We start from the raw sequence: 20,501 nt of genomic DNA on the forward strand, positions 1-20,501 counted from the left end.
GATGGAGGGAGCGAGCCGATCAGAAATCGACGGTCGCGGACAACATCAGGGTGCGGGGTGCGCCGACGGTCACGTAGTTGCTGACCACCCAGTAGCGCTTGTCGCCCACGTTCTCGAGGTTGGCGCGCAGCGTCAGCGGCTTGCCCGCCATCCGGGTGGCGTAGCGCGCGCCGATGTCCAGGCGAGTCCAGTCGCCCACGCGCAGGCGGTTGGCGGCGTCGGCGAACACCGACGAGGTGCTGATCACGCGGCCGTTCAGCGCCAGGCCCTGCACCCAGGGCGTGTCCCAGTCGAGGCCGAGGTTGAAGGTGCGCTCCGGCACGCCGGCTGCGTCGTTGCCCTGGTTCACGCCACCCGCGGTGCGGCTCAACCTGGCTTGCTGGAAGGCGGCGCTGGCCATCAGGCGCAGCGAGCGCTGGAGCTCGCCGTAGGCCGTCAGTTCCAGGCCGCGGTTGCGCTGCTCGCCGCCGAAGCTGAAGACGTTGGTTACCGGGTCGGTGAAGGAACTGGGCCGCTCGATCTGGTAGACCGCCGCCTGGGTGGTCAGCCGGCCCCAGTCGACCTTCACGCCGACTTCCTGCTGGCGCGACTTCTGCGGCGCGAAGGTCTGGCCCGCGTTGGCCGTGGTCACACCGGCCGTGGCGCCCCGCGTAAGGCCGGCGGTGTGGTTCGCGTACAGCGACACGTTCTGCGCCGGCTTGAACACCACCCCCGCCAGCGGCGTGGTGGCACTCGCGTCGTACTGGCTCGTCTGGGCGCCGCTCGCGGGATTGAAGTTGTCCTGCGCGAGGGTCTGGCGGCGCAGGCCGAGCGTGACCAGGAACCGGTCACCGGCGAACGACAAAGTGTCGGCAACCGCCACGCTGTGCTGCTTGACGGCCGAGCTCCGGCCGGGCGCGCCGCGCAGCGCCGTGATGGCCGGCAGCGGGGCCGGGTTGTCGAGATTGGAGGGGTTGGTGGTGGGCGACGTCGCGTAGAAGTACGCCGTGTCCTGGTCCAGGAAGTTGGCGCCGAACACCAGCGTGTGGCGCACGCTGCCGGTGTTGAAGCGCGTGCGCAGGCCGGCATCGGCCGCGGTGCTGCGGGTGTCCTGGTCGTACCAGGCGTTCTGCACGTTGAAGTTGCCCGATGCGTCGGGGCGGCCGGTCGGCAGGTTCTGCTGGTAGTCCAGCCGGGTGGCGCCCAGCCCGGCGTAGACCATGGTGCTGTCGGTCAGGTCATGTTCCAGGCGCGTCATGACCGTGCGGACGTTGTCGTCCAGCTTCTGGCCGGGGTAGAAGTTCGAACGCGCCGACGGAGGCGCCGGGACGGCGGTGGCGTTGGCCGCGAAGCTGGTCTGGGGACGGAACTCGCGGGTCTCGCCGCCCGTGGCCAGGAGGTCGAGCGACCAGCGCGTGCGGGTGCCGGCGAAGTCGAGGCCGAGCGCGCCCAGGTTCAGGTCCTGGCGGCCGCCATCGATGTTGCCCTCGCCGGCGCGCACCACGCCGTTGACGCGCACGCCCCACTGGTTGTCTTCGCCGAAGCGGCGACCCACGTCCAGGTGCGCGCCCAGCTGGGACTTGCCCATGTAGGTGGTGGTCAGGCGCGTGAGCGGGATGTCGTTCGCGCGCTTGGTGACGACGTTGATGCTGCCGCCGATGCTGCCGCTCGGGCCGACGCCGGTGGTCAGGGCACCCGGCCCCTTGAGCACCTCGACGCGCTCGACGAACTCGAGCGGGATGCGCGTGCTGGGCGCCAGGCCGAGCAGGCCGTTGATGGCCAGGTCGCCGTTGCCGACCTGGAAGCCGCGGATCTGGAAGTCGTCACCGAAGCCGCCGCGCGAGGTCAGCGTTCGGACCGAAGCGTCGTTCATCACGACGTCGGCGACGCTGCGCGCCTGCTGGTTCTCGATCAGCTCGGCCGTGTAGTTGGTGGTGCTGAACGGCACGTTCATCAGGTCCGTGATGCCCAGCAGACCCAGGTTGCCGCCGCGCGCGAGCTGCCCGCCCGAGTACGTCTTCTGCAGGCCGCCGATGGCATCGACCGTGCCGTAGACCGTGACACCCGACAGCGCGCGGTTGGTCGGCGCCGTCTGGGCCGTGGCGCTTGCGCCAGGTGCCGGCTGTGCCGCCGCGCCGGCCGCAGGCGCCGTCTGCGCGACCGCACTGGCCGCGGCGATGGCCAGGCCAGCGCCCAGCCATTGACGCGTCAACAGGGCCAGGGGTCGAAGGGCGAAACGGGGGTGCAGGCGGGAAGTGCGAGCGGCGTCGGTTGGCATTGTTGTTGCGACGGTTAATGAGAGTGATTCGCATTATGCATGACGCGTGAGCAAATGTTCGGCGTGGTGGGCGGCAGTCGAGGACGCGTCTTGGTCGGGACTGTCTTCGGCGCGCTCGGACGGAGTCGCGAACTGATGGGCAAGCCTTGGCGGGCAGACCTTGGCGAGCGGAGCTGAGCCGCGACCTGCGCGCGGACCGTGTCTCCGCCCCCTCGGCGTCGCCACCGGCGGCGACGCCCACTGCACTCAGGGCTCGTCCCCGGACGACCAGCGTGGCAGCGTGTAGCCGGTCAGCAGGGCCAGCACGCGCAAGCCGGTGGCGCACGCCGCGCCGAGCACCAGCGCCGGCACCGCCGCCATGCCCGCATGCTGCGCCAGCACCAGCGCCCAGCTGCCGGCAAAGGCGCAGATGGCGTAGGGGCGGTGGTCCCGCAGGGCGGTCGGCACCTCGTTGCAGACGATGTCGCGCAGCACGCCGCCGAAGGTGGCCGTGATCACGCCCATCAGCACGGCGACGATGCCCGGCAGGCCCTCGGCCAGTGCGAGCTGCGTGCCGCTGGCGCTGAACAGCCCGAGGCCCAGCGCATCGGGCCACTGCATGGCCCGCTCGGTGGGCGCGAAATGATGGGCCCGCAGGAAGAGCATCGCGCCGGCGCACACGGCCAGCAGGGCCCAGAGCCATTCGGAGTGCGAGACCCAGAAGAACGGCCGGCGGTCGAGCAGCACGTCGCGCAGCGTGCCGCCGCCGAACGCGGCCAGTCCGGCCACCAGGCACACGCCCACCGCATCGAGGCGCTTGCGGGCAGCCTCCAGCAGCCCCGACAGGGCGAAGGCGAGCGTCGCGGCCGCCTCCACGAGCGTGAGCAGCAGCGAGAGAAGAGGCGCGTTCGACATGTGCCGATTCTCGCGTGCGGGTCGGCCGCCTTCGGAGACGGCGGCGCGCCCGCCAGCCCGGCCGCCAGGCGCGGGTGATCGTTCAGGGCGCAGGCACGGCCGGCGGCGCCTCCCCCAGTGCGTCGCAGCGCGCGCGCAGCCACCCGTGCAGCGCCTGCACCGCGGGCGAGAACTGCTTGCGGTGCGGGCACACCAGGTGCAGCGGCGCCGCTTCGCCCTGCACCTGCGGCAGCAGGCGCACCAGCCGACCGGCCTGCACGTCGGCACGGACATCCAGCCAGGACTTGTAGGCGATGCCCTCGCCGGCCAGCGCCAGCTTGCGCGCGATCTCGCCGTCGTCGCTGTCCAGCGGCCCGCGCACCCGCACCACCCGCCGCTGCGCGCCGTCGTGGAAGCTCCACTTGTCGTGCACGCGGTTGCCCAGCGTCCACAGCAGGCAGTCGTGTCGCACCAGGTCATCCAGCGTGGCCGGCGATCCGGCTCGGTCCAGGTAGGCCGGCGACGCCACCAGCACCCGACGGTTGGCCGGCGCCAGCGGCAGGGCGATGTAGTTCGCGTCGGCCCCGGGGCTGTAGCGGATCGCCACGTCGACCGGATCGCGGAACACGTCGGCGACCTGGTCCGAGCACGACACCCGAAGGTGCAGGGCCGGGTGGGCGCGTCGGAACTCGGCCAGCCAGGGCAGCAGCACGTTGCGGCCGAGGTCCGATGGCGTGGCGACCAGCAGCGTGCCGCGCAGTTCGCCCGGTGTGCCGTGCAGCCGCTCGCGGCCGTCGCGCAGCGCGAGCAGGGCCTCCTGCGCGAACGGCAGGTAGCGCTCGCCCTCGGCGGTCAGCCGCAGGCTGCGGGTGGAGCGGGCAAACAGCCGCACGTCGAGGTGGCGCTCCAGCCGCTGGATCGCGGCGCTGACCTGGCCCGGCAGCAGGTCGGCCTCGCGCGCAGCGCCGGAGAAGCCGCCCAGGGCGGCCGAGCGGACGAAGAGGGCCAGGTCGTCGAGGCGGATCATTTTCACTGCGCGAAGGAAGGTCCTTGCCGATTTTCCGGCTTTTTCCGGAAGCGGTCCGCCGGCACCATGGCCGTCCCGAATGAAGGAGTTCCCATGAAAGCCATCGCCATGACCCGCGCGGGCCTGCCCAGCAGCGATCCGCAGTCCCTGGTGGAGATCGACCTGCCGCGGCCCGAGCCCGGCCCGCGCGACCTGCTGGTGCAGGTGCGGGCCGTGTCCGTCAACCCGGTCGACACCAAGGTGCGGGCGAACAGCGCGCAGGTGCCCCGCGTGCTGGGGTGGGACGCGGCCGGCGTCGTCGAGGCGGTGGGCCGCGAGGTCAGCCTGTTCCGCCCCGGCGACGAGGTGTTCTACGCCGGCGCGATCCAGCGCCCGGGCAGCAACAGCGAGTACCAGCTCGTGGACGAGCGCATCGTCGGGCCCAAGCCCCGCACCCTGGACTTCGCCGATGCCGCTGCGCTGCCGCTGACGGCCATCACGGCCTGGGAACTGCTGTTCGACCGGCTGGGCGTGGCCGAGGGGGGCGGCGAGGGCCAGAGCCTGCTGATCGTGGGCGCCGCGGGTGGCGTCGGCTCGATGCTGACGCAACTCGCGCGGCGGCTGACCGGGCTGACGGTGATCGGCACCGCGTCGCGACCGGAGACGGCCGACTGGATCCGCGGTTTGGGTGCCCACCACGTGCTGGACCATTCCCGGCCACTGGCCGCGGAGCTGGCCGCCGCCGGCCTGCCGCCGGTGCACTTGGTCGCCAGCCTCACGCACACCGACGGCCACTACGCGCAGCTGGTCGAGGCCCTGCGGCCGCAGGGGCGGCTGGCGCTCATCGACGACCCGAAGGCGCTCGACGCCACGCCGTTGAAGTCCAAGAGCCTGTCGCTGCACTGGGAGCTGATGTTCACCCGCTCGCTGTACGGCACCGAGGACATGGTGCGCCAGCACGCGCTGCTGGCGCGGGTGGCGGCCCTGGTGGACCAGGGTGTGCTGCGCACCACGGTCGGCGAGCGCTTCGGCCGCATCACGGCGGACAACCTGCGCCGGGCGCATGCCTTCCTCGAGAGCCACCGGGCGCGCGGCAAGGTGGTGCTGGAAGGCTTCTGAGCGGATGGCGCTCGTGCACACCGGACATCGAACGCTGGTGTGAGTGGACGCGGCCTCGTCGGCGGGCCCGGCATACCCGCGCCGGCCGCGCCAGGCGTGTGCACTTTGTTACGATCGCCCATCATTGAACGAAGAGGTGGGTCGATGTCGCGTGGTTTGAAGGCGGTGCTGTCCGTTGCCGTGCTCCTGGGTGTCCTCGGCTGCGGCGGCGGCAGTGGCGGCATCGCGCCCGCGGTCACCAGCGTCAGTGCGCCCACCTTCGCGGTCGGCGGCCGCGTCACCGGCCTGGCGCCCGGCGGCCGGCTCGTCCTGCTGAACAACGGTGGTGATGCGGTGACGGTCCAGGCCGACGGCAGCTTCACCTTCCCCGCGCCGGTCCCCCGCGACGGTGCCTACGCCGTCACCGTCGGCACCCAGCCGTCGGGTCAGCTGTGCACGGTGTCCCGCGGTGTCGGGACGGCCGTGCGGGCCGCCGTCTCCGATGTCCAGGTCACCTGTTCGGCCCAGAGCCACACCGTCGGCGGCACCGTGTCGGGGCTGGCCGGGGGACAGCAGGTCACGCTCCTGAACAACGGCGCGGGTCCACTGACGGTGGGTGCCAACGGCAGTTTCACCTTCCCGACACCGGTGGCCCGGCATGGCGCATACGCCGTCACGGTGGGAACCCAGCCGTCCGGCCAGTGGTGCACCGTCCAGAACAAGGCCGGCTCCAACGTCACCGCCAACGTGACCGGCGTCTCGGTGTCGTGTTCGCCCTGCGCCACGACGCTGTCCGGCGCCCTGATGACCTCGACGACGTACACGGCCGCGGGGGGACCCTACTGCATCGCCGGCACCCTGCGGATTCCCAATGGCATGGAGGCCTACTTCGATGCCGGCGCCGCCGTCAGCGGCGGACGGATCCTGGTGGAGGGCAACCTCAGGGTGATCGGCAGTTCAGGCGCCATGGTGCGCCTGACCGACGTGGACATCGTGCCCGCCGGCCTCGTGGCCGCGCAGCACGATGTCAGCATCTGGTACGCCGACGTCCGGGGCGGCAGCATCTTCGCTCCCACGGCCACCCCGACGTACGGCGCCCTCCTGATCTACTATTCCAGGATCACGGACCTGGCCTCGACCATCGAGATCCTGGATCCCTGGTGGATCAACACCATTGCGTACAACGTGTTCCTCCGATCCGGTGGCATCGTCTACTCGCTGGACAGCACGGTGGCCAACCTGTGGTACCTGTCGATCTACAACAACCACTTCAGCGACTGGACGTCCGGCGCCGCCATCGAGAGCCGCGGCGAGGTCAATGCCTCGGCAGCCATCCACGGCAACACGTTCGCTTCCACCTCGAAGGTGGCCGTCAAGCTGCCCGGTGGGTTCCCGAATGCGGCCATGGACGCGCGCCACAACTACTGGGGTACGACCGACCCGCTGGTGATCGACAGCATGGTCCACGACAAGCGGGTGGACCCGGCCAGCGCCGGGTTCGTGACAACCACTCCTTTTCTCAGCAGTCCTGACCCGAACACGCCGGTGCCCTGATCCGCGCTTGTGCTCGCCGCGCATGGCACGGCCTGGCAAGCCAAACCGAGGCCCCAGGTGTCATGACCTCGCAGGCTGGCGCGGCGATGCAGAAGTAACCATTGATGCCGGCGGTGGCAGGCGGCGTCGTTAGTCGCGCAGAGGGAGGACACGGCCGCGCCCCCGGCCCGGTGCATTACACGGCGACACGCCGGCTGAGCAGGGCCGGCCCGAAGGTGCCAGGCATCCGCAGAGGTGCCCGCATGCCGTCCACCCTCCATCCGACCCGCCCGCGACCGCCGCTGTCGTCCCCGCCCGTGCGCCGTTGCGGCCGGGTGCGACTCTCCGCAACGATCCCGCCGCTGCCCTGCCGGAGTGCGCCGCCGGCGTTGCGGTCCCGCGCGGTGGCGAGCGTGCGCGGATGAGTGCCGCCAGCGCACCCACGGACACGGACCGGCCTTCCGCCAGCCGCGCGCGCCCCGTCCTGCAGCACCTGGCGTCCTGGGCTGCGCCGCTCGCGGCCTGTGCCTGGCTCGCCGTCGTGCTGGCGCTGCGCTGGCCGGTCTGGACGCATCCGAGCTTCACCTCGGATTCCACCCTGGACTCGGCCTTCTTCGGCTATGCCGGCGAGCTGGTGCGTGGGGGTGGCGTGCCATACCTGACCTTCTGGGACCACAAGGCGCCGCTCATCTTCCTGATCAACGCCGCCGGCCTGGCGCTCGGCGGGGGCGCGGTGTGGGGGCTGTGGCTGGTCAACCTCGGGTTGCTGGCGGCGGCCACCTGGCTCGGGCACGCCGCCATGCGCCGTGCGTTCGGTGCGCGCGCAGCGCTGCTGGGCACGGTGTGCTTCGCCTTTCCGGTGGCGGCCATGCTGCCGGCCAACCTGACCGAGGGCTACGTGCTGCCGCTGCAATGGGCCGCCGTGCTGCTGCTCGCGACGGACCGCACCGTCGATCGGCCCTGGCGCCTGGGTCTGGGCATCGGTGCGCTCGGAGCGCTGGCGTTCTTCCTGCGCGCCAACCTCGCGGGCGCGGCGTTCTGCGTGGCGCTGGTGGTGGTCGTGGCCACGGGGCGCCAGGGCGCCTGGCGCCGCGCCGCGCGCTTCGTGGCTGGCGGCGTGCTGGGCGCGGGCGCCGTCACGGCCGCGCTGCTCGGCTGGCTGGCCGGCAAGGGGGCCCTGGGCGCGTTCTGGGACCAGGCTTTCCACTACAACTTCCTGTACGCCGGCTCCGAGCTGCGCACCAAGGCCGGTGCGTTCCAGTTCGGGGTGGCACAGGTGACCCGCTACGCCTCGGCCATCGTGCCGTTCGCGGCCTGGGGCCTGTGCCTGCGCCAGCTCTGGCTGCGCCGGCGCGAGCGCCAGCCCGACGCGGTCCTGCTGCTCGCCGTGGTGTGGCTGCCGCTCGAACTGGCGCTGGCGTCGACCTCCGGGCGCCAGTACGGCCACTACTTCGCCACTGCCTTCGCCCCGCTTGCCTGGCTGGCAGCCGCGTTCGTGGCGCAGCTGCGAGCGGTGGCGCCGGCCGCCTTCGAGCGCGGCCCCACCGTGCCGCTGCTGGCCGCGGGGACGGCCGTGTTCGCGATGATGGGCACGGGGTTCGACATCACCACCGACCGCAAGGACGCCGAGCGCCGCGCCCAGATCACCGCGACGGCCGACTACGTGCGCCGCAACACGGCGCCGGGTGCCGCGCTGCTGGTGTGGGGCCACGCGGCCGACCTGCACTTCTTCTCGGGACGCCCGCCGGCCAGCCGCTTCGTCTACCCGCTGCCGCTGCTGACGCCGCGCTATGCCGACGCGGCGCTGGTGGCGCAGTACATCGAGCAGGTCCGCGCGAGCGCGCCGCCGGTGATCGTGGATGCTTCGCCGAACGCGAAGGAAGGCGAGGACATGGTGCCGCCGCTGGACACCTGGAACCCGGCCTGGTTCTACCCCAAGGACGCGCGCCCCGGGCGCCGCTGGTGGGCGATGACGCCGGCCCTGCATCCGTTCTACGACTACGTGCACGCCCACTACGCCCCGGTCGGCACGGTGGGCCCCAAGCAGTGGGTGATCTACCGCCGGATCGAGGGGCGGGACGCGTCGTGAACCGCCGCTAGAGCGCCTCGTACGCGGCCCGGACCTTGTCGGCGCCGTACGCCCGCTCCAGCCGCCGCACGGTGAAATGCCCCTGCGCCATGGACTGGAAGTGGTCCATGAACAGCACGTTGATCGTGGCGCCGAGCACCGCGCCGACCACCGGGATCGCCTTGGCCGCCATCTGCTCGGTGACCTGCACGGAAAAGCGGCTGGCAACGGCGGCGATGAAGCGCACCAGCAGCGATTCGCTGGCCGCCGTCCCGCCTCTTGCGACGGTGTCGAGCGCCGCCTTCATTTCGGTGGCGAGCGCGGCGCGCACGGCGAAGTAGCCGGTCTCGGCGCCCTGTGCCTTGGGACCCCCGCCCATGGCGAACACCGACAGGCACTGCAGGCGGCCGGTGATGCTGGCCAGGTCCTCGCCTTCGTTGCGGGCGATCTCGCAGACGGAGCGGAACATCACCGTCGTGGTGAAGGGCAGCTCCACGGGCAGGGCGGCCAGGCCGAAGAAGCCGCCGACCCCGCCCGTGACGGCAGTCGCCAGCTTGTGCGCCTTGTTCCAGGGTGCGTGGCGGACGGCCGGCTGCGAAGGCATCGTCGCGAGCGCCGCCCGCAGGCACTGGTTCAAGGCCGAGGAGACCACCTCGCCGATCCTGGCCGATGCCGCCCGGGGCAGGGCCTTGAATCCCTGTTCCAGCGGCGTACCCACCAGGTCGGCCAGCCGGGCCGTGAAGCCGGGGTTCTCCAGCAGGACCTTCGCCTGCTTCAATGCCTCCAGATCGTCTTGCGCCAGTTCTGCCACCGTCGACTCCTCGTGCTGCGGTCCCGCAAGGATGCCAAGGAATGGTCCGGTGCGCCGTCGCCTCCCGCACGCGTCGGGGCCACGCCATGAGCACCAAGCTAGCTCAGCTGTAGGACATCTCCTGCACGCGGTCAGCACGTCCGCCGATGTTGAGTTTGACGCGCGGGGCCCAAACTTCCGATCATGCCCGCCACTCCTGCCCACCAGGATCCACTCCAGGACTGCTGGCGCCTGGAGGATCTCACCCCCGACGTCCGCCGCCGCCTGTTCGAGCGCACACCGCTGCGCACGCTCGCATCCCGGAACCGGCGCGAAGGCCCGGCGTTGCCGCTGCCTCCCCGGCACACGGAACGTCCACTGAGCCACTGAGCCACTGAGCCACTGAGCCACCAACACGGGTGGCCTGCGCCGCCCTCCGATCGGGTACTCGCGGCTCGATCACTGCCAGGCATCTGCCGCTGGCATCCCCCACCGACCTGACCTGGCTGTCCGCGCCGCCCGGCTCCGGGCCTTTGCCGTTCGCACCGTCGGCGCGAGTAGCGACGGCAGCGCCCTGCGGCGGTTCCGGCCATCGAGGGGTCGGCTCGCGCCATGGACTTCCCCGGTCGGCGCGGCCGCGCGTGCGCTCGCCGCCGACGATGCGCTCGGCGCGCTTCGACACCGAGCAGCCCTCACGCTGGGGCCGGTGGAGGCACTGCTGCTTCCGCCGCTGGTGCTGGATGCCTTCCACGCAGGCTGGTCGCGGCAGCCGCCTGGCGGCGGCCGGCGTGCATGTGCTCACGACTGGCGACCGTTGCCGTGTTGGCTGGCCGGCGCGGTGCGGGTTCGATGCGATGCTCCGTGGGGCTTCGCGGCGGGCTGCGCCACTGCCCGGTTCGATTGCATTGCGTTCCGAAGCTCTCCAGCGGTAACCAGCTCTGCTGTCAGTGCGTCCAATCTGCGCGGCCGTGCACCGGATGGGGCGAGCGGATGGCTACACAATCGCTTCCCTGCCGAGCTTGCCTGACCAGCGCCTGACGCCGAGCATGCGGGCATGAACCACATCCTCCCCAAGGTCGAGTTGTGCGGCATGGCCCTGGCCAGCGTCGATGCCGACAAATTGCTCGACCACATGTTCGCCAATCTGGGCCGTGGCAAGGGCTTGTGGATCGTCACGGCGAACCTCGACTTCCTGCGGCGATTTGTCAAGGATCCGATCTGCCGCAGCATGTACGCCGAAGCGGACGTGCGGGTGGCCGACGGCATGCCGCTGGTCTGGGCCAGCCGGCTGAAGGGAACGCCGCTGCCCGAGCGCGTGGCCGGCTCCTCGCTCGTGCGCCCCTTGTGCCGTCGCGCCGCCGAGGGCGGCTGGCGGGTGTACCTGCTCGGTGGCGACCCGGAAGCCAGCAAGATCGCGGCCGACAAGCTGCTCGCCGAGTTCCCCCAGTTGCAACTGGCCGGGTTGAGCTCGCCCTGGCTCAGCTCGCCGCCGACCGACGCCGAGGTGGAGCAGGTGGCGGCCACGCTCGCCGAGGCCCGGCCCGACCTGGTGCTGGTCGCGCTCGGCTCGCCCAAGCAGGAACACGTGATCCACCGGCTGCGCGGCCGCTTGCCGGGTGTCTGCTGGATGGGCGTGGGCATCAGCCTGAGCTTCATCGCCGGCCACCTGCGGCGCGCGCCGCCCTGGATGCAGAAGCTCGGGCTCGAGTGGGTGCACCGCCTGGCCCAGGAGCCCAAGCGGCTGTTCCGCCGCTACGTGCTCGAGGACCTGCCGTTCGCCGCCGTCCTGTTCGGTCGTGCGGTGAAGGACCGGTTGGGCATGGGCACGCGCCGGCCGACCTGAACGCGCGCCGGGCTTCGCTCCATTGCGGGTGAAGGCGCCGGGCAGGGAAAGCACCGAAGCGTTCGACGGATGAGCTGCCGATACTCGGCACAGGAGAAGTGCCCATGCCGGAAGACTCGATCGTCGAACTCGACCCCTACCTTGCGTTCCTGTTCTCGACGCAGGCTGCCGACGGCGCCTGGACCGCCAGCATCCAGTTCCAGCGGCTGGACGACATGGGGCAGGACTACGAGCCGCCTTCCGTGCGCAAGGAGCTCCCGGGCAGCTTCGCCAGCCGCCAGGCTGCCCTGCAGGCCGCCGAGCAGCTGGCCAGCCAGCTGCACCGCGACGGCGCGGTCGGCCTCTGACGCCGTCGGCCTCTGACGCTGGCGCATCTGGCGCCGGCGCAGCGCCTGCCTAGAGCGGCCGCTGGAACAGGTGGGCCGGCCGCGGCTGCGGGGCCATCGCGTTGACGGCCAGCGCCACGCCCGCGCCCCGGGCGACGAACCACAGCTTCTCGGTCCGGCTGGTGGACACCCGCCGGTCCCAGGCGCCGGCGCCGTAGCGGCTCACCTTCCGCCCGATCTCCCGGTAGATGCCGCGTGCCGTGGCGATCGACCAGGCGCAGCGCAGCGGCAGTTCGCCGATGCCGGCCCGTGCCGAGCGGTAGTAGGGCTCGGCTGTCGCCACCAGGCGCGCGGCCACGCGCGCGAGGGCCTCGCGGTGCGCCGGATCGCGCACGTCGTCCAGCCCATGGAGCCCTTCCTCGGCCAGCCAGTCGGCCGGCAGGTACAGCCGCCCGAGCGCGGCGTCCTCCACCACGTCGCGCGCGATGTTGGTCAGCTGGAACGCCAGCCCGAGGTCGCATGCGCGGTCCAGCGTCTGCGCGTTCCGGGCACCCATGATGCGGGCCATCATCACCCCGACCACACCGGCCACCCGCCAGCTGTACAGCAGGGTGTCGGCCACCGTCCGGTAGGGCGTCGCGCGCGCATCCATCGCGAAGCCCGCCAGCAGCTCCATCGGCAGCCGGTGCGCGATGCGGTGGCGCCGCACCACGTCGGCCAGCCCTTCGAAGACGGGATCCTCGTCCGGCCGGCCCAGGCAGGCGGCCAGGGTGCGCTGCTCCAGCTCGCGCAGGCGATCGTCGATGGAGCGCGGGGAGGCGACATGGCCATGGCCGAGCGCCTGCCCGTCGATCACGTCGTCGCAGTGGCGGCACCACGCGTACAGCAGCACGGCGCTCTCGCGCGTGGCCGGATCGAACAGGCGCGCGGCGGCCGCGAAGCTGTGCGAGCCATGGCGGATGCTGCGCAGCGCGTGGTCCAGGATCTGCTGGCGGTCGGTCATGGGCGGGGCTCCAGCATCAGGCGCGCGGTGGCCTTGGCCGACCCGATGACGCCGGGCACGCCGGCGCCGGGGTGCGTGCCGGCGCCGACGATGTAGAGGTTGGGGATTTCATCGTCGCGGTTGTGCGGCCGGAACCACGCGCTCTGGGTGAGCACCGGCTCCAGCGAGAACGCCGAGCCCAGGTGCGCGCCGAGCTCGTCGCGGAAGTCGGCCGGCGTGAAGATGCGGCAGGTGACCAGGTCGTCGCGCAGCCCGGGCATGTAGCGCTGTTCCAGGTAGGCCAGGATGCGGTCGCGCAGTTTCGGCCCCTCGACGGTCCAGTCCAGCGCCACCTGGCCCAGGTGCGGCACCGGCGCCAGCACGTAGTGGCTGGAGCAGCCGGGCGGCGCCAGCGAGGGGTCGGTCACGCAGGGCGCGTGCAGGTAGAGCGAGAAGTCGTCGGCGAGTGCGTCGCCGTGGAAGATGTCGTCGATCAGCTCGCGGTAGCGTGGCCCGAAGCACACCGTGTGGTGCGCCAGCTGCGTCTGCGCACGCCGCAGGCCGAAGTGCACGACGAACAGCGACATCGAGAAGCGCTTGGACCGCAGGCGCTTGGCCTCGTCCACGCCGCGCGGCACGTGGCCCAGGAGCCGCTCGTAGGTGTGCACCACGTCCGCGTTGGAGGCGACCTGGTCGAACGCGAGCCGCTCGCCTTGCACGTGCAGTGCCCGTGCCTGGCCACCCTCCACCTCGATGCGCTGCACCGGCGCATCCAGCCGCAGGGTGCCGCCCAGGTCCTGGAACAGCCGCACCAGGCCCTGCACCAGCGCGCCGGTGCCGCCCCGGGGGAACCACACGCCCCACTCGCGCTCCAGCGCGTGGATCAGCGCGTAGATCGACGAGGTGTCGAACGGATTGCCGCCGACCAGCAGCGAGTGGAACGAAAAGGCCTGCCGCAGATGCTCGTCCTGCAGGAAACGGGCCACGGTGGCGTACACGCTGCGCCAGGCGCCCAGGCGGGCCAGCTGCGGCGCGACCTGCACCATGCTGCGGAAGTTCAGGAACGGTTGCGTGCCCAGCCGCAGGTAGCCGTGCTCGAACACCGCTCGCGAATAGGCCAGGAAGTCGCGGTAGCCCTGCACGTCGCGCGGGTTGCGGGCGGCGATCTGCGCGTCGAGCGCGGCCTGGTCGTTGGCATAGTCGAAGGTCGAGCCGTCCTCCCAGCACAGGCGGTAGAACGGCGTCACCGGCAGCAGCGTCACGTAGTCGGCCAGACGCCGGCCGGACAGCTGGAACAGCTCCTCCAGCGCCGACGGATCGGTGATCACGGTCGGGCCGGCATCGAACACGAAGCCCTGGTCCTCGTACACGTAGGCGCGGCCGCCCGGCTTGTCCCGGGCCTCGAACAAGGTGGTCTGCACGCCGGCCGACTGCAGGCGGATGGCGAGCGCGAGGCCGCCGAAGCCGGCGCCGATGACGGCGGCGGTGGTCACGGGAGAAGTCATTCGGCGGGTTCCGTGCGAGGAAGGGCGTCGCGTGCTGCACGCGGCAGTTCGCGGCTGGCCGCAGGCGGGCCGCGGCGCGCCGGGAAGGCGACGCGGCAGGCTGCGCCGACCGGCACCGGCGGCTTGCCCACCAGCAGCCGCGCCTTGTCGAGCCCCGTGCTGCGCGACGCGTAGAAGCGGGCGATCAGGCCGCTGGGCAGGCCGTAGAAGCGCTGCATCACCCGGCGACGCTCGGCCGGCCGGGCGGCGCGGAACAGCATCCGGTTCAGCAGCCGGAAGAAGGTTTGGTCGCGCCAGCGTTGCAGCGCATGGGCGCGCATCGCCGCGAACAGGGGGGCGACCGACAGGTCGGCCTGGGCGGCCACCAGGTCGGCCAGCCGCACCGCTTCGGGCAGCGAGTAGCCGGTGGTGGGATGGAAGAGGGCGGCGGCCAGGCCCGAGCGCGGCACACCGCCGGCATCGGCCCAGAGCGCCTCGGGATCCCCGTCCAGCGCGATCGGCAGGACGCCGTGCTCCTCGCGCAGCGTCCCGACCACCTGCCAGCCCTTGGACGCCGCGTACCGCCGCACGCTCTCCCGCAGGGAGTCCAGTGCGAGCCGCTCGCCGTCGGAATAGAAGGTCTCCTCGACCAGCACCGTGCACGGGTCGAGCGGGAGCGAGTAGACGAACCGGTAGCCGTCCTGCTGGTCGACCGTGGCATCCATCAGGATCGGTACCGCCAGCCCGTGGGGCCGCGCCAGGCGCAGCACCTGGCCATGGAATTTCTGGAACCCGAGGTCGAGGTGGGTGCGTGGCGGGACCCCGCGGCCGTCGATCACCGCGCCGGCGTGCAGCACCCGGCCGTCCTCCAGCCGCACCTCGGTCGGCGCCACGCCCGCAACCCGCGCGCCGAGCTGCACCGTGTCGCCCAGCGCGTCCCGCAGCGCGCGGTCGAAGTGGTCCGACGCGATCGAGGCATAGCCGCCGTCCAGGCGCCGGTGCAGGCCCGGGAAGTGGACGTCGTAGCCAGGCCAGCGCCAGCCGACCAGCGGGGCGATCCAGTGCCGCTGCGCCAGCGTGAGGTCGCCGTCGTGGAACGACCAGGTGTGGTTGCCTCCGAGCGCCGGGCCGGCTTCCAGCACCAGCACCCGCAGCTCGGGGCGGCACTGGCGCAGGCGCCAGGCGATCAGGCCGTTGGCCAGGCCGCCGCCGACGAGCAGCAGGTCGGCATCGCGCCGCGTCATGCGCCGACTCCTTCGGCGGTCCGCGGCGACGCAGCCGCCGGCGGGGCGGACGCACCGGGGCGGGCGTCGTGCCCGGCCAGCGCGGCCTCGATGAGCGCTGCACCACGGGCGGCACCGCCGGCCGCGGCGATGCCACTGCCCAGTTGCGCCGCACGCCGGGCAAAACCGTCCTCGTCGAGGAGCCGGCGCAGTGAGCGGCGCAGCACACCGACCGTGGCCAGCGCCGGCAGGTGGCGCACGCCGGTGCCGCTGTGCACGATGCGGGCAGCCGCGCCCGGCTGGTCGAACGCGATTGGCAGCGCGAGCATCGGCGTGCCGCTCTCCAGGCAGTCCATCACCGTGTTGAGGCCGGCATGCGTGATCGCCACGTCGGCCTGGCGCAGCATCGCGCGCTGCGGGACGAAGGCGGTGACCCAGTCGGCGCCGGCTGCTTCGATGGACCGGGCCTGGCCGGCGTCGAGCAGACCGCAGTGGGCGACCACGAGCTGCACGCCTTCCGCGCGGCAAGCCCTGGCGATGCGCCGGAACAGGCCGTGGCGCCCGCCCTGCAGCGTGCCCAGCGACGCGAACACCAGGGGTTGGCCGTGTCGGCGCGGGCGGTCGGCGGGGAAGGCCAGCGGCGCCTCTTCCCCGCTGGCGCGTCGCCAGGGCCCCAGGTGGTGCAGGTGAGCCGGCGCCGCCTGCCGCGGGAAGTCGAAGGCGTCGAGCGTCTGGCTCAGTTGCGCGAGCGGCGAGAGGCAGTCGGCGAGCAGCCGGCGGCGGGGCAGCCCGAGGCGGCTGGCCTCCTGCTCGATCCTGTCGTGCAGCGGCCGCATGAGCCAGTCGTGCACCCGCTCGCTCTCGTCCAGCAGGCGCTGCCGCCGCGCATCGCCGGCGGCCGGCGCCCAGGGCATCACCGGCAGCGGCAGGCCGGGTTCGCGGTTGACCGGCAGGGCACAGGCAACCGAGACGTAGGGCAGGCCCAGCGCCTGCGCGGCCAGCGCGCCGGCCGCTTCCATCTCGTCGGCCAGCACGGCGTCCGCCCCGAGGCGCTCGAGCGCCGCGGGCAGCTCCTCGCACAACATGCGCGTCGCCGCGGCCATGTCGGCGATGACCCGCTTCAATCCCCAGGGGCCGCCGGGACGGGCAGCCCGCGCGATCACGCGGCCCAGCGACCCCGGCGGATGCGTCGCGGCGCCCAGCGGCACGAAGCCGATCCGGCGATCGCCGAGCCAGGCGCGCACGTCCGCCGGCGCCAGCCACGTGACGCGGTGCCCGCGCGCCAGCAGCGGCGCGGCCAGCGCTTCGATGGCGCGGACATGGCTGGGAAAGGGGGGCGCGACGACGGCGAAATGGGTCACGGATGGGTTGCCCGAAGCGCAGGCAGCAAATTCTCGAGCGTGGTCGGCGTAGGACGGCGCCGCGTTCGTGCATTCCATGACTACTCAGTCACCCGGCTCCCGATAACCTGCGTCGTGCCCGGCGGTGCGGATGGTCCTGCCGCGGGTCTTCTGCGCGAGCCCCCATGCCGAACGACCGTGATCAGCCGCTCGACTCCCTGGCGCACCCGACCGCCGTGCTGCGACTGCAGATCGATGCGCGGCTGGGCGAGCTGCTTCCTCCCGAGGCCACCGACAGCGTGGCGCAGGCCATGCGCGCCGCTGCGCTGGCCCCCGGCAAGCGGCTGCGGCCCCTGCTGACGTTGATGGCGGGCCAGGCCCTGGGCGCTCCCCTTCCGGCGCTGCTGGATGCCGGGTGCGCGGTCGAGATGGTGCATGCGGCCTCGCTCGTCATGGACGACCTGCCCTGCATGGACGACGCGGACCTGCGCCGCGGGGAGCCCTCGGTGCACGTGCGGTTCGGCGAGGACGTCGCGATGCTGGCCGCGGTCGGGCTGCTGATGCAGGCCAACGAGGTGCTCCTGCAGGCGCCCGGGCTGGACGCCTCCGCACGTTGCCAGCTCGCGCTGCTGCTCAGTCGCTGCGTCGGCCCGGCCGGCCTGGTGCGCGGCCAGTTCAAGGACCTGCGCGAGGGCGCGGCGACGCGCACCGTGCAGGCCGTGGTCGAGGCCAACGAACTCAAGACGGGCGTGCTGTTCCGGGCCGCGCTGCAGATGGCGGCAGTGGTCGCGCACCGGCCCGACGCGCACGAGCCGCTGGCCCGGATCGCGGCGGACATCGGCCAGGCGTTCCAGCTGCGCGACGACCTCGAGGACGGCGAGGGCCTGGCCAGCCTGGCCGAGGACGACGGCAAGAGCACCATGGTCGCGCTGCTGGGGCGGCGCGGCACGGAGCAGCTGCTGCAAGACCACGTGCAGCGCGCGCTGGAGCAGTTGCGCGCGCTGCTCGGAACGGGCAATCTTCTCGAGCCGGTACTGCGCGGGGTGTTCGTGCCGCCGGCCGCCGGTGCGCGCGCCGAGCCCTGGGCGGTGGCGCAGGCGACCGCCCTGCGCCCCGCCGCCCAGCCCGGCCGGCTGGCGTTGTAACCACCGACCACTTGCCGGCGCCGGCCCACGCGGTCGGCGCCGCGGAGCTTCCATGAACGCGCTGTCCGGCCTCGACGCCACCCTGCTGTCGCGCATCCAGTTCGGCTTCACCGTCGCCTTCCACATCATCTTCCCCGCGTTCTCGATCGGCCTGTCGGCCTTCATCGCGACGCTGGAGCTGCTCTGGATGCGCACCGGCAGCGACCACTTCCACCGGCTGGCGCGGTTCTGGACCAAGGTGTTCGCGGTGTCGTTCGCGATGGGCGTGGTCTCGGGCATCGTGATGGAGTACCAGATCGGCACCAACTGGAGCCGCTTCGCGCAGGTGATCGGCAACACGCTCGGGCCGCTCTTCAGCTACGAGGTGCTGACCGCCTTCTTCCTGGAGGCCAGCTTCCTGGGCGCGATGCTGTTCGGCTGGAACCGGTTCCCGCCCTGGCTGCACACCTTCGCCTCGGTGATGGTGGCGCTGGGCACCGCGCTGTCGGGCTTCTGGATCCTGTCGGCCAACAGCTGGATGCACACGCCCGCCGGCTACGCCATGAAGGACGGCATCACCTACCCGGTCGACTGGCTGCAGATCATCTTCAACCCCAGCTTTCCCTACCGCTTCACGCACATGATGATCGCGACCTACCTCACCACCTCGCTGGTGGTGGCGGCGGCCGGCGCGCGCTATCTGCTCGAGGGGCGCTTCCGCAGCGAGTCGATGACGATGCTGAAGATGGGCCTGGGGATGCTCGCGGTGCTGGCGCCGGTGCAGGCCTTCGTCGGCGACCTGCACGGCCTGAACACCCTGCAGCACCAGCCGGCCAAGATCGCCGCCATCGAGGCGCACTGGCAGACCGAGGGCGACTCAGTCCCCCTGGTGCTGTTCGCCTGGCCCGACATGCAGCAGGAGCGCAACCACTACGAGGTGGCCATCCCGCGCCTGGGCAGCCTGATCCTCACGCACCGGTGGAACGGCACCTTCAAGGGCCTCAAGGAGTTCCCGCGCGAGGACCGGCCGCCGGTCCTGCCGGTCTTCTTCAGCTTCCGCGTGATGGTGGGGCTGGGGCTGGTGATGATCGCGACCGGCCTCGCCGGGGTGTTCCTGCTGTGGCGGCGCAGGATCGAGCGCTCCCGCTGGTTCCTGCGCCTGCTGCAGCACGCCTGGCCGCTGGGCTTTGTCGCGCTGATCGCCGGCTGGGTGGTCACCGAGACCGGACGCCAGCCCTGGATCGCCTACGGCATCCTGCGCACCGCCGATGCCGTGTCGCCGGTGGGGGCCGCGCAGGTCGCGCTCTCGCTGGCCCTGTTCGTGGTCGTGTACTTCGTGGTGTTCGGAATCGGCATCTGGTATGTCTGGCGGATGATCCGCAAGGGGCCGCAGCCGACGCTGCCGGGCCCGGAGACCCTGCCCAACCGGCCACTGGCCGGCGGGCAGCCCGAACGCAAGGAAGCGGTGCCGACATGATCGAGATGGCCGACGTCCTGCCGGTGATCCTGGCCCTGGTGCTCGGCCTGGCCGTCGTGCTGTACGTGGTGCTGGACGGCTTCGACCTGGGCATCGGCATGCTCTTCCCGTTCTACCGCGACGAGCATGACCGCGACCTGATCATGAACTCGGTCGCGCCGTTCTGGGACGGCAACGAGACCTGGCTGGTGCTGGGCGGCGTGACGCTGTGGGCGGCCTTCCCGAAGGCCTTCGCCATCATCCTGCCCGCGATGTACATCCCGGTGCTGGTGCTGCTGCTGGCGCTCATCTTCCGTGGCGTCGCCTTCGAGTTCCGCTGGGTGGCCAAGCCGGCCCACCGCTGGTGGGACCTGTCGTTCACGGCCGGCTCGATCCTGTCGGGTTTCGCGCAAGGCCTGATCCTGGGCGGCATCCTGCAGGAGATCCCGGTGCGCGACGGCCAGTTCGCCGGCGGCGCGCTGGAGTGGCTCAGCCCCTTCAGCCTGATGTGCGGCGCGGCGGTGACCACCGGCTATGCACTGCTCGGGGCCACCTGGCTGATGCTCAAGACCAGCGGGCGGGTCGAGGAGCAGGCGCGCCGGCTGGGGCCCTGGCTGCTGGCGGCACTGCTCGCGTTCATCGCCATCGTCAGCATCTGGACGCCGCTGCAGTTCCCGCGCATCGCCGAGCGCTGGTTCAAGCTGCCCAACATCCTGTTCCTGGCGCAGGTGCCGGTGGCCACGCTGCTGTTCGCCTACCTGTGCTGGCGCGGCATGCGGCGCGGCGCGGTGCTGCCCTTCGTGAGCGCGGTGGCGATCTTCCTGCTGGCGTTCCTGGGGCTGGTGGCCTCGAACGTGCCGTACCTCGTGCCGCCCACCATGACGGTCTGGCAGGCGGCCTCGCACCCGGCCTCGCAGCTGTTCTACCTGGTGGGGGCTTCCCTGCTGCTGCCGATGATCCTGGCGTACACCGTGCTCGTGTTCTGGCTGTTCCGCGGCAAGCTCGCGCCGGGCGAGGGCTACCACTAGCGGCCGGGAGGCGGGGCCTGGGTCGCCGCCGCGTCGCGGCGCCCGCGCAGCGGCGGCGGCGGCGGTTGAG

17 protein-coding genes are annotated in these 20,501 nt (G+C 72.0%); 9 read left to right on the forward strand and 8 right to left on the reverse strand.

Annotated elements, in window-relative coordinates; translation table 11 throughout:
* Nucleotides 1–19: 19 nt before the first annotated feature.
* The 3 genes from VFE82_RS10980 to VFE82_RS10990 form a co-directional block, all read right to left on the reverse strand.
* The gene (locus tag VFE82_RS10980) at nt 20–2,191 is read right to left on the reverse strand and encodes a TonB-dependent siderophore receptor (RefSeq protein WP_325000345.1); all 2,172 of its coding nucleotides are present in this window, start codon (nt 2,189–2,191) and stop codon (nt 20–22) included.
* Nucleotides 2,192–2,503: 312 nt separating this feature from the next.
* Nucleotides 2,504–3,151 carry a trimeric intracellular cation channel family protein gene (locus VFE82_RS10985; protein WP_325000346.1) on the reverse strand — a complete coding sequence of 216 codons (648 nt, stop codon included), beginning with the start codon at nt 3,149–3,151 and terminating at the stop codon, nt 2,504–2,506.
* 82 nt (nt 3,152–3,233) lie between these two features.
* On the reverse strand, nt 3,234–4,157 hold the full coding sequence (locus VFE82_RS10990; RefSeq protein ID WP_325000347.1) for a LysR family transcriptional regulator: 924 nt from the start codon (nt 4,155–4,157) through the stop codon (nt 3,234–3,236).
* A gap of 93 nt (nt 4,158–4,250) precedes the next feature.
* Here VFE82_RS10990 and VFE82_RS10995 point away from each other — a divergent pair, with 93 nt between their 5' ends.
* From VFE82_RS10995 to VFE82_RS11005, 3 genes are all read left to right on the forward strand, one after another.
* Nucleotides 4,251–5,255, forward strand: coding sequence for a zinc-binding alcohol dehydrogenase family protein (locus tag VFE82_RS10995; RefSeq protein ID WP_325000348.1), 1,005 nt, complete (start codon nt 4,251–4,253; stop codon nt 5,253–5,255).
* Between the two features lie 144 nt (nt 5,256–5,399).
* Nucleotides 5,400–6,788: a hypothetical protein gene (locus VFE82_RS11000; protein ID WP_325000349.1), complete on the forward strand. Its 1,389-nt coding sequence runs from the start codon at nt 5,400–5,402 to the stop codon at nt 6,786–6,788.
* Between the two features lie 400 nt (nt 6,789–7,188).
* Complete coding sequence (locus VFE82_RS11005) at nt 7,189–8,856, forward strand: hypothetical protein (protein WP_325000350.1); 1,668 nt, start codon at nt 7,189–7,191, stop codon at nt 8,854–8,856.
* A gap of 7 nt (nt 8,857–8,863) precedes the next feature.
* Here VFE82_RS11005 and VFE82_RS11010 read toward each other — a convergent pair whose 3' ends face one another.
* Nucleotides 8,864–9,646, reverse strand: coding sequence for an EcsC family protein (locus tag VFE82_RS11010; RefSeq protein WP_325000351.1), 783 nt, complete (start codon nt 9,644–9,646; stop codon nt 8,864–8,866).
* 183 nt (nt 9,647–9,829) lie between these two features.
* On the opposite strand from VFE82_RS11010, the gene VFE82_RS11015 reads away from it, so the two are divergent.
* The 3 genes from VFE82_RS11015 to VFE82_RS11025 all read left to right on the forward strand — a co-directional run bounded on the left by VFE82_RS11015 (nt 9,830) and on the right by VFE82_RS11025 (nt 11,815).
* Entirely contained in the window at nt 9,830–10,015 is a 186-nt protein-coding gene (locus VFE82_RS11015) for a hypothetical protein (RefSeq protein WP_325000352.1), read from the forward strand.
* Nucleotides 10,016–10,679: 664 nt separating this feature from the next.
* Nucleotides 10,680–11,468 carry a WecB/TagA/CpsF family glycosyltransferase gene (locus VFE82_RS11020; protein WP_325000353.1) on the forward strand — a complete coding sequence of 263 codons (789 nt, stop codon included), beginning with the start codon at nt 10,680–10,682 and terminating at the stop codon, nt 11,466–11,468.
* A 104-nt stretch (nt 11,469–11,572) separates the two neighbouring features.
* Nucleotides 11,573–11,815 (forward strand): hypothetical protein, encoded by a 243-nt coding sequence (locus VFE82_RS11025; RefSeq protein WP_325000354.1) that lies wholly within the window; start codon nt 11,573–11,575, stop codon nt 11,813–11,815.
* Between the two features lie 49 nt (nt 11,816–11,864).
* On the opposite strand, the gene VFE82_RS11030 is transcribed toward VFE82_RS11025, so the two are convergent.
* From VFE82_RS11030 to VFE82_RS11045, 4 genes are read right to left on the reverse strand one after another with little or no spacing between them, the layout of a single operon-like run.
* Nucleotides 11,865–12,797 carry a phytoene/squalene synthase family protein gene (locus VFE82_RS11030; protein WP_325000355.1) on the reverse strand — a complete coding sequence of 311 codons (933 nt, stop codon included), beginning with the start codon at nt 12,795–12,797 and terminating at the stop codon, nt 11,865–11,867.
* A complete protein-coding gene (locus tag VFE82_RS11035; protein WP_325000356.1) occupies nt 12,794–14,281 on the reverse strand; it encodes a phytoene desaturase in 1,488 nt (495 codons plus the stop codon). The genes VFE82_RS11030 and VFE82_RS11035 overlap by 4 nt, the downstream gene beginning before the upstream one ends.
* Entirely contained in the window at nt 14,278–15,504 is a 1,227-nt protein-coding gene (gene crtY / locus VFE82_RS11040) for a lycopene beta-cyclase CrtY (protein ID WP_325000357.1), read from the reverse strand. Before crtY ends, VFE82_RS11035 begins: the two co-directional genes overlap by 4 nt.
* A complete protein-coding gene (locus VFE82_RS11045) occupies nt 15,501–16,844 on the reverse strand; it encodes a glycosyltransferase (protein WP_325000358.1) in 1,344 nt (447 codons plus the stop codon). Before VFE82_RS11045 ends, crtY begins: the two co-directional genes overlap by 4 nt.
* Nucleotides 16,845–17,008: 164 nt before the next feature.
* Here VFE82_RS11045 and VFE82_RS11050 point away from each other — a divergent pair, with 164 nt between their 5' ends.
* From VFE82_RS11050 to cydB, 3 genes are read left to right on the forward strand one after another with little or no spacing between them, the layout of a single operon-like run.
* Nucleotides 17,009–17,968, forward strand: a complete 960-nt coding sequence (locus VFE82_RS11050) for a polyprenyl synthetase family protein (protein ID WP_325000359.1) — start codon at nt 17,009–17,011, stop codon at nt 17,966–17,968.
* Nucleotides 17,969–18,020: 52 nt separating this feature from the next.
* Nucleotides 18,021–19,424, forward strand: coding sequence for a cytochrome ubiquinol oxidase subunit I (locus VFE82_RS11055; protein WP_325000360.1), 1,404 nt, complete (start codon nt 18,021–18,023; stop codon nt 19,422–19,424).
* Nucleotides 19,421–20,431 carry a cytochrome d ubiquinol oxidase subunit II gene (gene cydB, locus VFE82_RS11060; RefSeq protein WP_325000361.1) on the forward strand — a complete coding sequence of 337 codons (1,011 nt, stop codon included), beginning with the start codon at nt 19,421–19,423 and terminating at the stop codon, nt 20,429–20,431. The genes VFE82_RS11055 and cydB overlap by 4 nt, the downstream gene beginning before the upstream one ends.
* Nucleotides 20,432–20,501 lie beyond the last annotated feature (70 nt).

Source organism: Ramlibacter sp. (assembly GCF_035655895.1).
In the GTDB taxonomy this organism is placed as follows: Bacteria; Pseudomonadota; Gammaproteobacteria; order Burkholderiales; family Burkholderiaceae_C; genus Ramlibacter.